The sequence below is a fragment of the Candidatus Zixiibacteriota bacterium genome (genome assembly GCA_014728145.1).
Lineage (GTDB): Bacteria > Zixibacteria > MSB-5A5 > JAABVY01 > JAABVY01 > WJMC01.
Genome location: WJMC01000012.1, coordinates 1 through 15,558, shown reverse-complemented (window position 1 = coordinate 15,558; position 15,558 = coordinate 1). Strand labels below are relative to the sequence as shown.

Genomic DNA, 15,558 nt, shown 5'->3' with positions numbered 1-15,558 from the left:
GCAATCAGTAGCTCGATTAAGACGATTCGGCCTCGGATTCAGCATCATTATACGCGCGTTTTTGTAACGCTTGGTTTTGAGTACCCGCAGGGCTGTGATTGGATTTTCGGAATGCAAGTCAGAGCCGAAGATGAAGAAATTGTCGGCTTTTTCAAGATCGGCTATATCCAGGCGATTGAGGTTCAGACCACGCTTTTTGATGTCGTCCGAAAACGACAGTTTCTTCTTGCGGTAGATCCTGTGATCGACCGAATTCGTACCTATCACTGACCGGAAGAAACGCCCGATTGCGAAATAATCTTCATTGGAAAGGCTCTCCCCCACCAGGCAAGCTACTCCCTGCGGGCCAAGGTCCGATGTCGTTTTGTCGAGTTTGTTCCTGATAGTCATGAGTGCTTCTTCCCAGGAACATTCAACCAATTCGCCACCCTTCTTGATCATCGGGCTGGTCAGGCGATCGTCATGGTTAGCGAACTGGTAGCCGTAGCGACCAACATCACAGGGAAGGCCTTCGTCGATACTGAAATTCGGGCGCGCGGTCGTGCGCCAGATTTTATTGCGGGCGACAGTGGCATTCAGGTTACATCCATCCGAACAGTAGCGGCAGATGGTCGGGACCGGTTTTGTCTTCCAGACACGGATTTTGTAACGCCAGTCAGAATTTGTCAAGGCTCCGACAGGACAGTAATCGACTACATTACCGGAATACAGGTTGCGGATCTCACCTCCCGGAGGCGGAAGAATCTCGGTTAACGCGCCTCTCTGGTAGGATCCCAGGTCGTTTTCGAAAAACCTTTCGGAGACGAGCCGGGTGCACCTGTAACAGTGGATACAGCGATTCTGGTTGCGGATAATCTCGGGACCGATTTTCAAATCGTCATAAGTCGAGTCATCATCGGCAATAAACCGCCGTTTGCGTTCCTGGAACCGGGAGAAATCGAGGCCGTATTTGAAAGTCGTGTCCTGCAGGGGACACTCGCCTCCTTTGTCGCAGGTGGGGCAGTCGAGCGGATGGTTGGCCAGGATGAACTCAAGAACTCCCTGGCGTGCTTTGACCACCCGTTCATTGTTGGTATGGACCACCATACCATCTCCAGCCATAGTCGCGCAGGAGACCTGCAGTTTGGGCCATTTCTCTACTTCAACCAGGCAGATACGGCAGGCTCCGATCGACTTGAGGCAGGGGTGATAGCAGAAAACCGGAATCTCGATACCGTTTTCCTGTGCCGCCTCGAGGATCGTCTTACCCTGTTCGACTTCGACTTCTCGGCCGTCTATTGTCAGCTTGATTTTAGCCATTCACAAAACTCATAAACTTGTTTTCAACCAACGGCTTTTTGTGGTTGATATAATGTTCATACTCGTTACGGAACAAATTAATAGTGGAACGAATCGGAATCACAGCGGCATCGCCTAAGGGACAGATGGTTTTGCCCTCGATATTGTCGCATAGATCCAGCAGTATGTCGATATCTTCCATTTTACCATGGCCGTTATAGATTCTTGTAATAGTATCATGGAGCCACTTGGTGCCCTGCCGGCAGGGGGTGCATTCACCGCAGGATTCATGCATATAGAAATGAGCCAGCACCTTCGCCACCCAGACCATGTCGGTATCTTCATGCATAACAATTACGCCGCCGGAACCGAGCATCGACCCGGCTTCCACTACGGATTCGAAATCCAGCTTTGTGTCGATTTTATCCGGGGTCAGGATCGGTGTTGATGATCCCCCCGGGATGATTGCTTTGAGCTTTTTACCGTCGACAATTCCTCCGCCCAAATCATTTATCAGGTAGCTCATGGGCGTCCCCAGTTCGAGTTCATAATTACCGGGGTTTTTGACATGACCGGAAAGACAGAAAATTCTTGTGCCTGTCGATTTTTCTGTGCCGATTTTGGAATACCATTCTCCGCCGTTTTTAATGATCAAAGACATATTTGACAAAGTCTCGACATTGTTGACCACAGTCGGGCAGGCGTAAAGTCCTTCGACCGCCGGAAATGGAGGCCTGATCCGGGTCTGTCCCGGTTTGCCTTCCAGTGAATTCAAAAGGGCGGTTTCTTCTCCGCATATGTATGCTCCGCCGCCGGTATGCACGATCATCTCGAGATCGTAGCCACTGCCCTGTATGTTTTTACCCAGGAAACCTTTCTGATAAGCCTGGTCGATAGCTTTGCGCATCTGGCTGGCCGGGTAATCAAATTCGCCTCTAATATATATGAATGCATGACCAGCTCCGATCGCATAGGAGGCAATCGCCATGCCCTCGACCACGAGATGAGGATCATGCTCCATCAAAACACGGTCTTTGCAGGTGCCCGGTTCTGATTCATCGCCGTTACATACAAGGTACTTAGGCTTGGGTGAATCCTTGGGCACGAAACTCCATTTCATGCCGGCCGGGAAACCGGCACCGCCACGACCGCGGATTCCGGATTTTTTGACCTCCTCGATGACCTCCTCGGGCTTCATCTCCTTAATCACTTTCTTGAAGCTCTCGTAACCGCCCTTGGAGATATAGGTGTCGATCTCCGGCTGTTTGGGATCATCGATATTTGCGAACAGGAGTTTCTTTTCCACTACGCTTTCTTCCTCAAATCTTCAAGTATCTGATCGACCTTTTCAGGAGTCAGGTTTTCATAGAAATCCTGGTTGACCTGCATCATCGGCGCGGTTGTACAGGATCCCAGGCACTCGACCGGAACCACGGTAAACAAACCGTCTTCGCTGATTTCGCCCGGCTTGACATTGAGCTTTTTTAAAAGGTATTCCATCAATGATTCCGCGCCCATCAGGCCGCAGGATATATTCACACACACCTGGATCAGGTATTTGCCGACTTTCTGCTTGGGGAACATGGTATAAAAAGTCGCGGCCGAGGCAACCTCGTTTTTGGAGACACCGATGACTTCGGCCACTTCTCCATAGAGGTCTTCGTTGAGATGACCGACCTGGCGGTACGCGATCGTCAGACCCGGCAATATTGCCGATTTCCTGTGAGGATACCGCGCGGTAGTCTTTTTTATCGCGTCAACTGAATCATCACTCAAGATCATCAGCGATCCACCTCTCCCAAAACGATATCGACAGATCCGATGTTGGCGATAACATCGGCCACGTAACCGCCCTCGCACATCTTTGGCAGAGCCGCCAGATTGATAAAGCTGGGCGGACGAACTCTCATCCGGTAGGGATTCGGAGATCCGTCGGATACTATATAGTATCCGATCTCGCCCTTGGGCGATTCTATCCCGACGTAAACTTCTCCCTCCGGCGGATGGAATCCTTCGGTGATGATTTTGAAATGGAAGATCAGCGCTTCCATTTCAGTCAAGACTTTATCTTTCGGTGGAAGCACAACACCGGGTACGTTGGCCCGAAAATCACCCTCCGGCATGCCATCAATCGCCTGCTGGGTGATACGGAGCGATTGATACATCTCCTCCACCCGGACCTGGTACCTCGCGAAGACATCACCTTCCTCGCGTGTAGGAATCTCGAAATCAAATTTATCGTATGAACTATATGGTATCGCTTTGCGCAGATCGTAGGGAATCCCGCATCCTCGGATCATCGGGCCTGTCAAACTGTAAGTCATCGCATCTTCTTTGGTGAGTTTGCCGACTCCAATAGTCCGGTTGCGGAAAATGCGGTTTTCGGTCAGCAGGTCTTCGTATTCCCGGATCCGTGAGGGAATCAGGTCAATCACCTTCTGGACTTCCTCGTTGAAGTTTTTCGGCAGATCCTTCATCAATCCGCCTATTCGGAAATACGACGACATCATTCTTTGTCCGGAGACGAGCTCGTATATTCCGAGAATATGCTCGCGTTCACGGAACGCGTAGAGCGCCATACTCATCGCTCCGATATCCAGAGCGTGAGTTCCCAGCCAGACGAGGTGCGAATTGATACGTGTCAATTCCGCCAGACAAACCCTGGCCCACTGCGCTTTGGGCGGGATTTCACAATCCAGAAGCTTTTCCACCGCCAGGCAGTAACCAAGGTTATTTGACATCGGAGCGAGGTAATCCATCCTGTCGGTCAGCGGTACGACCTTGTGATAATGCTTGGCTTCGGCGGTTTTCTCGATACCGGTATGGAGATAGCCGATGACCGGGTAGGCCTTGACAACGATTTCGCCGTCGAGTTCCAGAACCACCCGCAGTACACCATGCGTGGCCGGATGCTGAGGGCCCATGTTCAATGTCATGGTCTTGGTCTTCAAGCTATATTACCTCCGGCGGAAGATCCTTGTTGTGCGAAAAATGCGGTATCTCATAGGTCAATGAGTAATCTTTCTGAAGCGGATGTCCCTCGAGATCGTCAGCAGTCAGGATCTTGGTCAGGTCAGGATGACCTTCAAAGATCACTCCGAACAAATCGAAAACTTCGCGTTCCATCCAGTTGGCCGATTCCCACAGCACTGTCGCGGTCTGAATTTTGTGCCCCTCTTTGACCCTGATCTTAAAACGAATCCTCGTATTATCCTTAAATGAAAACAACATATAAGCGAGCTCATGACGTTTATCCCGCTCGGGCCAGTCTGTGGCCGTCAGGTCAGTCAGGAAATTGTAGGCGAATTTCTCATCTTCCTTCATGAACTTGAGGATATCCACAATCCGGTCTTCTTTGACTATAAAAGTCAACTCATCACGAAAATCGCTTTTTTCGAGGATATCTGCCGAGAAGTTTTCCTCGACGAACTTTTCTGCTTCCCTGTTAATGCTCATAACTTGTAATTTTTTTCACAAATCCTGATAAAAATATAAGGCCCCGTTGTTGTCAGCTTTTCTGTGTTTCTTTCTGAGATTTAAGTTTCTCATTCTGGACTTTATCATGGAGCTTCAGAATCCCGTCGATCAACTGTTGCGGGCGGGGCGGACATCCGGGCACATACATATCTACCGGTATGACCCTGTCGACACCCTGCAGGATAGCGTAGTTGTTGAACACTCCGCCACATGACGCGCAGGCCCCCATGGAAATGACCCATTTCGGATTAGGCATCTGATCATAAAGCCTTTTAACCACCGGTGCCATCTTATTGGAGACCCTGCCGGCCACGATCATCAGGTCTGCCTGCCGGGGTGAGGGCCTCATCACCTCCATCCCGTAACGCGCCAGGTCGAAATGCGCCATAAATGTCGACATCATTTCAATCGCGCAACAGGCCAGCCCGAAACCGAACGGCCACATGGACGATTTCCTTGCCCACCCGACTACTTTCTCGAGCGTAGTCAGTATAATCCCGTCGGGTACTCTTTCCTCTATTCCCATTTCAGCGCACCTTTCTTGATGATGTAAAAGTACCCGATCAACAGTATCGCGATAAACACGAGCATCTCGATGAACAGAAAAACACCGCCCCACTTGAAGATCACAGCCCATGGATACAGAAAGACCACTTCGATATCGAACAGGATAAACAGCAGTGCTACGAGATAGAATTTGACCGGGAATCTCTCCTTTGTCGATCCGACCGGTTCGATACCGGACTCATAAGGAGAGTTTTTAGCCGGGTTGTCGGTACGCTTGCCGAACAGGTATGACAAAAACATCAAAGCGCCCCCGGCGATCAGTGCCAGAGCTGCCATTGCAATGATTGGGTAATATACTTCGATCATTCCCTAACCTCTTACCCGTGCCGACAAGTTATCCAAATAACTAAGCCGCAAATTTATAAGTCATACGATGGCTTGTCAATATAAATTTGTTTGATAAAAGCCCTTTAGATGTTTTCATGTTCTTTTGCCCCGCTGTCTAATGCTATGATTCATAAACAATTAATAGATAAATATGATACATGGCTTTAAGCTTTGCGCGGGTGTTTATCGGGCACTTTTATGAAGATTAAGAGCCCGATAATCATCAATAACGCCAGCGATACGACCGCCAGTCGATATTGTATAGTCGGAAGAACATCCGGGCCGATGTTCGTACCCAGTTTTTCCAGCAGTTCGATGACCAGTTTTGTTGCCGGATTTGATGCTGTAAAAAAAGTAACCACGGCTCCCCACAGAAGAGGCCCGATCACGGCGGCGGTTCTGCCGGAGAGCGCGTATAAGCCGTAAAAGAGTCCCAGTTTCTCATCAGGTACCAGGCTGTTTAAAAGTGGACGGGCGACTGTCCAGGTCGAGCCCAGAAAGATACCGACCAGACAGGCCAATACCCAGAAAAGTGGTTTGTAGGTGGTGATACTGAAAACAGTCAAGACCGAGATCCAGCCGATTATCACGATTGTGAAAGTCTTTTTGGGACCCAGCCAGTCCGAGAGTCTGCCGGAAACGACCGACCCGACAGCGGCCGCCGAGGTTGCCACCACGAACAGCTCGATCTTGACCCTGTCGGTAAAACCGAGCACTTTCTCGGCATAGACAGCCATAAAGATTATTACCGTCACCACCGCATCCTCGAAAAAGTAGTTGGACAGGAGAAAACGAAATGCGCCTCTGTGCTTGCGGGCCTGCCTGAGGTTGTCCCACAGGCTTTGAAAGGCACGCGTGAATTGTATTCTCTGCTGTTCGATTTTGGCAAAAGTCTTCTCCCTGATCAGCAGAAAGGCTGGAATCGATGCCAGGAAAAACAATATCGCGGTCGGGATAAAGGCCGAATGCCTCCCCTGCGGTATCCCCGGAAGGTAACCTTTGACGATCGGAAAGACCAGAAGCAGACCGACTATTCCGCCGACATAGCCGAGACCGACACCCCATCCGGAAGTAGAACCGACATTTTCACGAGAAGATACCGAGCGCAACAGAGCGTTATAAAAAGCCAACCCGCCCTCGTAAAAGAAATTTGCCAGACCAATAAAAAGAAGCGCCAGAACGATCTTCAGCATGCGGTCTTCGACCAGGTAAGCGTTTAGGCCGATCAGCGCAGTGCAGGCCATCGCCACCAGGCTGAAGCGTATCAGGTAGCTCTTCTTGTTCTGGCTCAGGTCCGAAGACTGGCCATAAAACGGAATCAATAGCGCTACCATTATCATCGAGGCTGAATAGACGATCGAATAGTAGATATCCGGACAACCGAGGTCATCGATCAACCACAGCGGAAAAAAAAAGGTGATAATGTTCATGGAAAAGATCGTGTTGGCGAAATCGTAGGATATCCAGCCAAAAACCGAGAGCTTCTCCTGGCGCGGGGTGGTCATGCGCTACTCCCCTTTTAAAATCCTAAATCGTCGGAAATCGAACGCATACCCTCAATAGCGATACCCATATATTCTTCGAGCGACAATCCCAGCATCTCACATTTTTGAATCGCCTCGCGGTCGGCTCCGGCGGCGAAACGCTTTTCTTTAAAACGCCTCAGCATGTAGCCGACATCGACATGGGCCAGTTTTTTCGAAGGGTGCATCAGCACCCCGGCCACTATCAGCCCGGTAACCGGATCTGAGCAGTAGAGCGCCCAGTCGAGCTTAGATTCGCAGGGGATATGCCCCGGGTGGGCGTGGATGGCATGCATCATATCCTCGGGCATTTCGTAATCCTTGAGCCAATTCGCTGTCACGTAGCTGTGCTTTTCCGGTTCATCCACGGTTTCAGAATAATCCAGATCGTGCAATAAACCGGTCAATCCCCAGTAGTCTGGATCTTCATCAAGGTGTTCGGCCAGTTTACGCATGACCGCTTCGACAGCGAGGATATGTTTAACCAGGTTTTTCTGTTTGACTTTCTTCGTTACCAGTTCGTAGGCTTCTTCACGGGTGATCATAGAGCCTCCTCAGTTTATGAAATTCCAGCGGAATCCCCACCAGACCGCCCGAACGTTATCATAGTCGTAAAATGTACGATAGCGATTGCTGAATATATTGTCCATGCTGTAAAACAGCGTAAATGACTTGATATTGAAATGGATTTGGAAATTGGCGATTGCGTAACGTCCGAGTTCCTCCGGATTGTAGATGGATTTATAGTTAGTCGAATGGTATTCAGTTTCTAAAAGCAGGTCTACATACAAATTCAGCTTTGCAATATACAAATGCCTGGACAAAGAGCCATACAGGTTGTGTCGAGGCACCAGCGAGAAACTGCGCGTCTCAGCTTCGTCCTCCAGGTAATTATAACTGTAACTGCCACTCAGCTCGAAGCTGTACGGCAGTTTCCATTTCAGGGCTGAACCGATATTGAGCCACTTCAGGTCCGAAGTCTGCGGTGTGATCAAGGCCAGTTCGCTGGAAGGATCGATATCGGTCCAGTAGATAAAATCTTCGATTTGGGCATATTTTGCAAACAGGCTGAAACCGAATTGCTCTCGTTCAAAGTCAAGTGATCCGCCGATACCCTGGTATACTGTAAGAGGCAGGTCATCACTGCCACTCTGGATATAATCGAGACTGAGACCATCTTCATTAGTGAACTGAAGGAGCGGGGTGGCCGAAAACAACTCGTTTTCATCGGCTCCACGGCTTATTCTGAATACTTGCGCATTCAATTGTAAGCTGTCTGCAAGTTTGAGTCGGTTGCCGAGTGTTACGGACAGACGCGTGTCTCGGTGTTTGTCGAAACCTGTCGAAAGCGAGAGTGCGGTCGTAAAAGACTCAGACAACCGCAGATGTGACTGACTAAACATTCTCAGACCGGGAAAGTCATAGTCTGAATCGAATTTAACCTGACAATAATATGGTTCGACCTGGTATATTGTTCTAAATTCTCCCAAAGTGAAATCATTTTCAAGTATCAGCCGGAAAGTTTTCTGTTCCCGGGAGAATTTGTCATGAAAGCCCCGTATCGTCTCAGAAAATTCCTGGTATACAAATGCGCTTCGTCGCAGATAGCGGGCTGAATCGGATGATGCCAGAGCGAGCGAGTAGCCGAACCAGTCGATTTCCGAATTACCCTGGTAGCCGTTGTAACCGGTTAAAAAACGATGCTGATCGCTGATCGAAGAGAACAGCAGATCGCTTTGAAGCTGGTAATTGTCGTTCAGCTGGTAGTTGCCGTAGATGCGATAGCTTTCGGCCTCCTTTTGCCAGTCCGCCAGGTAACCATCGGACTGTTTGTTGCCCACCGCCAATCCAAGGTTGGCACGGTACCCTAAAGGTGTGGCAAATCGCACCTGTGTGTTCGAGAAGCCGTAGTCGCCCTTCTGCATCATGGCGGATGAAAAGGCGTTCGAGTCAGGCGCGGGCATCCTCTCAAAATAGATCGAATTGAAATTGTCAGCAGAAGTCATGCGGTCATAAATGATCCTGTCGGCATTCGATAAAGACAGCAGTCGGGTATCTATAAGGCTATTAGCAGGTAACCCGAAGGTCGAATAATCGAAGTGGAAATCGCCCAGCCGAATCTCCTCGAGCGGTAAACCATAAAAAGTCTGATAGCGAGTATGACCGAAAGGCCCGGCTTCGGCCATTTCGAATTCCGGACTGGATTTCAGCAAATCTGCCGGACCACAGGCTATCTTCCTGCCTGTGGCATCGTAGTCGATCGATGTTTTTTTTAAATAGGACAACGAATCCTGATTGAAAGAATTGTAGTGCTGGTAAAAGACTGTATCGCCGAAAACAGAATCAGTACCGCCGACATCCAGCGTATCGCCAAATAAAAACGAAGTGTCGATTTCATCCTGCTCATCCTGAGCCAGAAGTCCGCTAAACGGCAGAAGCAGGCAGATCGCAGTAACGAAACACAACGGGGTTTTTCTGCCATAAGTTTTAAATCTCATCTCACATCGATCCTCTCGCGTACGGTCATCAGAACCGGAACCAGAAGAGGAAAGATAATCAGATTGGAAACGATTGTCAGTATTGAAAAACCGAGACTGATAGTTAATCGCTCCTTAAATGGCCCGAACAGGTAAGCATCGGCCACCGACACCCCACCCATATAGATTGTGGTGACCACTCCGCCCCAGAGAGCATAGATTAAATACGTAATTGGATCTTTGAGCCGTACGCGGTAAGCCTTGTAAGCAATTGAACCAAACGCTCCGCATATGGCTCCGCAGATAATCTGCACGCCTAAAAGAGGAAAAAGCGCCATCCCGAATGGGCTGAAATACGAGATCAAAAAGAAACTGATTGAGCCCGTGATCAGTCCCCATCCCAAACCGAGCGAGTAACCGGCTAAAAATACAACAAAGAATGCCAGTGACACGTTCGGTATCACCAGCATCATAAAATTCGAGACATAGGCCAAACCGGCCAATAGCGCGCTTATGACCAGGGCCCTGACCGCTGTCGAGTTCATTCGATAATAGCTACTTTGGCAACCTTGTCGGTTTCACCGGCGGTGATATAGACTATATACATTCCCGATGCGACAGTCTCACCATCCATGTTCTGCCCATTCCAGCCGATATACTCGAGCGATTTATTGGTTTCCTTTTCCAGTTCAAAGACTAACTCGCCGGCTAGTGTGTAAACCATGACTTTGATCGGGTCCGGTTCCGGTTGCAGGACCTTGAACAGGACCTGTGGATCGTCGCTCTCCGACATCACCATCGGATTCGGGAACGCGTCGGAAATCTCAACCTGGCTGATCGGTTCGGAACTGTCTGAGACATTCAATGAGAATTGCAGGAAATGCCCGATATCATAATTTTTCGGGAGGTCAATAAAAGGTGATGTAACCAGAATTACTTCGTCGTAATTGTCGATTATATCACGGCTTACAGTCAGGTCAAAACTATTCGGGTAGATGGCAGTATCGATATAGATCGGTTCGCTGGGAATATGCGGATTGTACGCGATTATGCGGTTATTCCAGATGACATCGAAGGTACGGTTCTGGATAACATCGGTATCATCACCGGAAAAGCCAATTGTCAGAGTGGAATCGAGCTTCTCGAGCCCGGAGAAACGGACGTACAGTCCCCCGTGGGAATCGGGGAAATCCTTGAAAGCGGGATCGTTAAACTGCACCGGGAACTGATCGAGGTTAAGAATGCGGTGGGCGTAAAATGATCCCTGCTTGATTGAATCGGGCACCTGCACCAAATCGCCGTTGACATCGCGGAAATTGGCGGCCTCTGTGAAGCCGAATCCGGGGCGCGCCCGTTCACCGGTGAAATAACACCAGACAAAGAACTCCGAAAGAGCTTCCTGGAAAGTGTATTCGCCCGCAGAAAACTCATCGATAGCATCCTGAAATCCATTTTGAAATACATTCGCTCCGGGAGTTGCTTCACACAGTTCCCATATCCGGCGCACAATATCTTGACCAAATGTCTGTGATAGATAATGAGGCCACAAGCCGGCACCGTACTGGTGAAGACCGGGATAATGAGCCTGGAGAGAAAGATTGATATAGCTCAATAATGAAGGTGTGTAATAATAGTAGTCGTTGACATCATCGAAGACCTGGTCTTCCATCCACACCGAAGACATCTCCAGCCAGTGATGGCGCTCGATGCCTCTCACGTAATCGGGCTCGAGAGCATCATATCCAAACTGCACGGCATGAAAAAACTCATGCGCGGCGGTTACCCTGATAGCGTCCAGTGGTTTGTCTTTGTAAAGGCTGAATTCGGAGTCATCGTAATCGTTGTCGATCAGCATGAAGCTGGTGGCATACTGGAAATCCGGAGCAAAAATCGAATCGCGGTAGGTCAGCCCGTAGGCATCGACGAAAATCGGATCGATAGTTCCCAGGTCGACCATGTATACGTCGAAGCGCCTGTCGCCTCCGGAAGCATAAAAGCTGTCCGAGGGAGGTTGCTTAAAACCGAGCTCGCCTATTATAACGCTCCAGGATGAATCGAAGATTTCTGCAGTGCTGTCGACTATAAGCGGCCGGCCTGTAACCGGATCAACCCCCAGGTTTTCATCGACCCGGGCGGCATGAGGTCCCTCTTTGGCATAGTGGATAAGGAAGTTGCCGTCCGGCGAACCCAGTGTGTCAGGGGCCTCGGAATCGTATCGACTCTGGAGCAATGATGCCCAGGCCTGTTGCACCTTGGGAGATGCATTGCGTACCTGACGCGATAGATTGAGAATATACGGCGTCGCGGATTTTACAATTCTCTCCTCAGGCTCAAGGTCGGCCAGTGATAAACTTGACTGCCCGGAAAGGGCCATAATTTTCTGATATAAAACTTCGTTTTCTTCAGGCGTTAACTGCTCTGCATGCGCGAATGGTAAAGAAACGACAAAAAGAACCATAGTTAAGATGAGTAAACATTTTGAAATCACGATTTCTCCTTTTGAGCCAGTTTTTCTTTTGCCTGTAACAACATCTTATAAGATTTATACGGAACTTTTTGCGATCCGATTAAAATTCTCTCCTTTCGCGCGTGGCAGTCTGATCCGCCGGTATAGATGAGGTTGTTGCGTTTGGCCAGGTCGACATAGTGGCGGGCTGTTGCGGGTGAGTGGAGCGGGTGATAAGCTTCCAGGCCATCCAGGCCCAATTCGATAAATGTCGGCAAAAACTCATCCTTGCCGACCGGCCCGGGATGAGCCCAGACCGCAACTCCACCGGCGTCGTGAATGAGTTTGATCGCCTCTTTCGGAGTGAGGTATTTTTTGGGCACGTAAGCTGGGGCATGGTAGCCGAGAAAACGCGCGAATGCTTCATCCAGGGTGAGAACATATTCTTCCTTTACCAGGGCATCAGCCACATGTGGCCTGCCCATAACAGAATTACCCGCTATCTTTTTTACAGTATCAATGGACAGGTCGATCCCGAGTTCGTTCAGTTTTTCCACAATTTTTTCACCGCGCTTCATCCGCTCGACCCGGAAATTCTCGATTCTGTTGACAAATTCGGGGTTTTCGATGTCAAGCAAGTACCCGAGTATATGAAAATCCGCTCCCTTCATGGAGGTTGAAAGCTCGACGCCCGGGACAAGTTTCAGGTCTTTATCCCCGATCTTGCCCTTGAGCACATGATACGCTTCTACTGTATCATGATCGGTTATGGATAGTACCCTTACACCGTGCTTCATGCAGTAATCGACTACAGCCTCAGGCCACAACAGACCGTCGGAACAATTTGTGTGAACGTGCAGGTCAACCTGGTTCATGTTTACAGCCTGCTGATTACATCGGTTTCGATTTTATCAGCTAATTCAACAGCGCGGGCGCGAATCTGTTCCGCCTTGTCGGAGATCTCCTGTTTTGTTCCGGCATCTTCGATACCCGGCAAGTTGATTTTGACGTTCATATAAGCACCGATTACAGCAGTCCGTCCGGAAATAGCGGCCACTCCGGCGTCGGAGAGCGAGTTGACATTGCCTTTTTCCGCTACGATTTGAGCAAGTTTGATCGCTTCGCAGGATTTTTCCATCACTTCGAGCGGTACTCGGGTAGCGCCGATTGTGGCTTTCTGGATCGCCTGATCCCGTTCCTTTTGTTGATCTTCGGTTTCTTTGGGCAGTTTGAAGGCGGCCATGACCTCGTCGAAAGCTTTCGAATCCCTGGCCACAAGTTCGTACAAAGCTTCTTTCAGTTCATCAGCTTTAATCATGACATCGCTCAGTTCATCTTTCACCTCGGCATATTTCTTTTTACCGACCGTCAGGCGGCAGACCATTCCAGCCAGCGAAGCCGCCAGTGATCCGATACAGGCCGAAACCGATCCGCCCCCGGGTGCGGGAGACTTGGATGCGACATTTTCGATGAAATTTTTCATGCCCCGCTCTGTTGCGGCCTGCTCCTGCGACTGGGCCAGTTTTTCCTCCAGGATCTGGTCCTTGGTAAATTTTTCGAGACGGAGGAAATGCTTGGCGCTATTGATCAGGGCCTGGTTTGGCACCAAACCGACAATCTCGGTCGAATAGACCGAAGTGCCCCAGCGTTCAGCCTCTGATTGTATGGAGTTGAAAACTCTGTATATCGGTGTCCGCAGGTAGTTTACGAGGTTCATAGAAACCTGGGCCTGGTTGCGGTCCTTGATTTCGAAGCCGAGCGCTTTGCAGTACATGTATCCGCCTGAACGGGAGCGTATTGCCTTGGCAACCTTTTTCGCGACTTTGACATCGGAAGTATTCAGGTAAGCATTGAAAGCTACCAGCGGAAAACGCACACCGACTGCGGTGGCACCCGCTTTCAAATTCATTTTAGACGGGCCGTAATCCGGCTTGCGGTCGGGATCTGTCTCGATTGAATCGCGGATCCCTTCGTATTCTCCACGACGGACATCAGCCAGGTTTACCCTCTCAGGACAGGAGGCGGCGTCTTCATAGAGGTAAATCGGTATCTGCAACTCGTTTCCGACTCTCTCTCCGAGCTGTTTGGCCAATGCGATCGCTTCCTCGGTGGAGATTTCGGAGATCGGCACAAAGGGGCACACATCTGTGGCACCCATACGCGGGTGTTCCCCGGAATGAGTGGTCATATCGATCACTTCGGAGGCTTTTTTGATCGCCCTGAAGGCGGCCTCGACAGCCTGTTCCGGACCTCCCACAAAAGTCACAACCGCCCGGTTATGGTCGGCATCCATCTCCTTGTCCAGAAGTGTGACACCCTCGACCGAGGTGATTTCATCGAGAATCTGCTGTAATATTTCAGGTCGTCTCCCCTCTGAAAAATTGGGTATAACTTCAACCAGTTTTGCCATGACTTTCTGCCTTTCGCTTTATCGAATCCGTGATAGATTTCAGTTTGACTTCATATTCGCCCATGATAATCATAAAACATTGGAATAATATAGATAAAATGAGAATTCATGTCAAAGGATTACGTTTTGAAGAAGCCCCGATTACTCCCGTTGCGTGGATTTGACACATGCCAGAAGCAGTGGGATCATGATTTCGTGATGTCCGATGATATTATAGCCCTCGGAATCCAGCGTGGCCGGCCGGTTTACGACATTGACCGCTGGGCGGTAATGGTTTATCATATCGAAATTAGCAGTGGTAAATCCGCCAAACTGCCGGTCGAGATTTCGGCAGACAGCGACAGCCTTTAGAAATACCTCCGGCATTATAACAGCCGAGCCGATATTGAGCGTAACCCCTCCCTCCGATGTCTCCCGGACGGAATTGACGAATATCTTGAAATCGTTGAAGGAAGCCTGTCCACAGGCGGAACCATCGAAATCGGGATGCTGATTGATGATATCAGTCCCAATCGCGGAATGGATAGTGAGCGGGACATCGTTTTTTAAGCAGTTATAGGCCAGTGAATACTCTTTGTACGGGGCATCCTCCGATTCGATAATCTCCCCCAGGCTCTGTCCCAGGCCGATATCGTTTTCGACCGCGTTTCTGAGCACGTTGGAATAGATTTCCGAGGTTTCCCGGACAGTACCGAAACTGCCGTCCTGAAGATTATCGAGCACATCCTCTGAGGTTGCTCCGAAAAAAGCGATTTCCAGATCATGAATCGAAACAGCCCCGTTGCCGGCGAAATGCAGTCGCCCGTAATGCTTTATAAAATCAATGAAAAGCGGGCTGAGCCCGACTTTGAGGGTATGCGCTCCGATCATGAAGATTATTCGTCGTTTATTGGAAACTGCATGATTCATTCTATTCACAACCCGGCGGAAATCCTCCGCTTTGAGAAACTTCGGCAGTGAATCCAGATACCCGGATAAATTCGGATCCCCGTCAAGAGGCTTGCCGAACAGGTCGAACTTGACCTTGTTTTTGCGCTCTGAGACAGAATATGT

Annotated in this window: 14 protein-coding genes; all 14 read right to left on the bottom strand. The window is 49.6% G+C overall.

The genetic code is table 11. The features are described from left to right. The coding region (locus GF404_00575) for a molybdopterin-dependent oxidoreductase (GenBank protein ID MBD3380666.1) at positions 1–1,299 on the bottom strand (1,299 nt) is incomplete at its 3' end. After that, positions 1,292–2,584: an NADH-quinone oxidoreductase subunit NuoF gene (gene nuoF, locus GF404_00570; GenBank protein MBD3380665.1), complete on the bottom strand. Its 1,293-nt coding sequence runs from the start codon at positions 2,582–2,584 to the stop codon at positions 1,292–1,294. The genes nuoF and GF404_00575, both read right to left, overlap by 8 nt. Next, on the bottom strand, positions 2,584–3,060 hold the full coding sequence (gene nuoE, locus GF404_00565; protein ID MBD3380664.1) for an NADH-quinone oxidoreductase subunit NuoE: 477 nt from the start codon (positions 3,058–3,060) through the stop codon (positions 2,584–2,586). Before nuoE ends, nuoF begins: the two co-directional genes overlap by 1 nt. Further along, positions 3,060–4,214, bottom strand: a complete 1,155-nt coding sequence (nuoD, locus tag GF404_00560; GenBank protein MBD3380663.1) for an NADH dehydrogenase (quinone) subunit D — start codon at positions 4,212–4,214, stop codon at positions 3,060–3,062. Before nuoD ends, nuoE begins: the two co-directional genes overlap by 1 nt. 16 nt (positions 4,215–4,230) lie before the next feature. Then, the gene (locus GF404_00555; GenBank protein ID MBD3380662.1) at positions 4,231–4,734 is read right to left on the bottom strand and encodes an NADH-quinone oxidoreductase subunit C; all 504 of its coding nucleotides are present in this window, start codon (positions 4,732–4,734) and stop codon (positions 4,231–4,233) included. 52 nt (positions 4,735–4,786) lie between these two features. Then, positions 4,787–5,281, bottom strand: a complete 495-nt coding sequence (locus tag GF404_00550) for an NADH-quinone oxidoreductase subunit B (GenBank protein MBD3380661.1) — start codon at positions 5,279–5,281, stop codon at positions 4,787–4,789. Next, complete coding sequence (locus GF404_00545) at positions 5,272–5,628, bottom strand: NADH-quinone oxidoreductase subunit A (GenBank protein ID MBD3380660.1); 357 nt, start codon at positions 5,626–5,628, stop codon at positions 5,272–5,274. Before GF404_00545 ends, GF404_00550 begins: the two co-directional genes overlap by 10 nt. Before the next feature lie 185 nt (positions 5,629–5,813). Then, on the bottom strand, positions 5,814–7,154 hold the full coding sequence (locus GF404_00540; GenBank protein ID MBD3380659.1) for an MFS transporter: 1,341 nt from the start codon (positions 7,152–7,154) through the stop codon (positions 5,814–5,816). 14 nt (positions 7,155–7,168) lie between these two features. After that, a complete protein-coding gene (locus tag GF404_00535; GenBank protein ID MBD3380658.1) occupies positions 7,169–7,714 on the bottom strand; it encodes an HDIG domain-containing protein in 546 nt (181 codons plus the stop codon). Positions 7,715–7,726: 12 nt separating this feature from the next. Further along, positions 7,727–9,670 carry a hypothetical protein gene (locus GF404_00530; protein MBD3380657.1) on the bottom strand — a complete coding sequence of 648 codons (1,944 nt, stop codon included), beginning with the start codon at positions 9,668–9,670 and terminating at the stop codon, positions 7,727–7,729. After that, positions 9,667–10,194 (bottom strand): ECF transporter S component, encoded by a 528-nt coding sequence (locus GF404_00525; GenBank protein ID MBD3380656.1) that lies wholly within the window; start codon positions 10,192–10,194, stop codon positions 9,667–9,669. The genes GF404_00530 and GF404_00525 overlap by 4 nt, the downstream gene beginning before the upstream one ends. Next, positions 10,191–12,023 (bottom strand): hypothetical protein, encoded by a 1,833-nt coding sequence (locus GF404_00520; GenBank protein MBD3380655.1) that lies wholly within the window; start codon positions 12,021–12,023, stop codon positions 10,191–10,193. The genes GF404_00525 and GF404_00520 overlap by 4 nt, the downstream gene beginning before the upstream one ends. Before the next feature lie 110 nt (positions 12,024–12,133). Next, positions 12,134–12,970: a hypothetical protein gene (locus GF404_00515; protein MBD3380654.1), complete on the bottom strand. Its 837-nt coding sequence runs from the start codon at positions 12,968–12,970 to the stop codon at positions 12,134–12,136. A 2-nt stretch (positions 12,971–12,972) separates the two neighbouring features. Then, a complete protein-coding gene (gene ftcD / locus GF404_00510; protein ID MBD3380653.1) occupies positions 12,973–14,505 on the bottom strand; it encodes a glutamate formimidoyltransferase in 1,533 nt (510 codons plus the stop codon). Positions 14,506–15,558: the final 1,053 nt, after the last annotated feature.

Excerpts from the sequence above, each read along its gene's own strand:
- GF404_00550 (MBD3380661.1), bottom strand. The coding sequence starts at position 5,281 with ATGGGAATAGAGGAAAGAGTACCCGACGGGATTATACTGACTACGCTC.
- ftcD (MBD3380653.1), bottom strand. The coding sequence starts at position 14,505 with ATGGCAAAACTGGTTGAAGTTATACCCAATTTTTCAGAGGGGAGACGA.
- GF404_00520 (MBD3380655.1), bottom strand. The coding sequence starts at position 12,023 with ATGGCCCTTTCCGGGCAGTCAAGTTTATCACTGGCCGACCTTGAGCCT.
- nuoE (MBD3380664.1), bottom strand. The coding sequence starts at position 3,060 with ATGATCTTGAGTGATGATTCAGTTGACGCGATAAAAAAGACTACCGCG.
- nuoD (MBD3380663.1), bottom strand. The coding sequence starts at position 4,214 with ATGACATTGAACATGGGCCCTCAGCATCCGGCCACGCATGGTGTACTG.
- GF404_00545 (MBD3380660.1), bottom strand. The coding sequence starts at position 5,628 with ATGATCGAAGTATATTACCCAATCATTGCAATGGCAGCTCTGGCACTG.
- GF404_00540 (MBD3380659.1), bottom strand. The coding sequence starts at position 7,154 with ATGACCACCCCGCGCCAGGAGAAGCTCTCGGTTTTTGGCTGGATATCC.
- GF404_00530 (MBD3380657.1), bottom strand. The coding sequence starts at position 9,670 with ATGAGATTTAAAACTTATGGCAGAAAAACCCCGTTGTGTTTCGTTACT.
- GF404_00555 (MBD3380662.1), bottom strand. The coding sequence starts at position 4,734 with ATGAGCATTAACAGGGAAGCAGAAAAGTTCGTCGAGGAAAACTTCTCG.
- GF404_00515 (MBD3380654.1), bottom strand. The coding sequence starts at position 12,970 with ATGAACCAGGTTGACCTGCACGTTCACACAAATTGTTCCGACGGTCTG.
- GF404_00525 (MBD3380656.1), bottom strand. The coding sequence starts at position 10,194 with ATGAACTCGACAGCGGTCAGGGCCCTGGTCATAAGCGCGCTATTGGCC.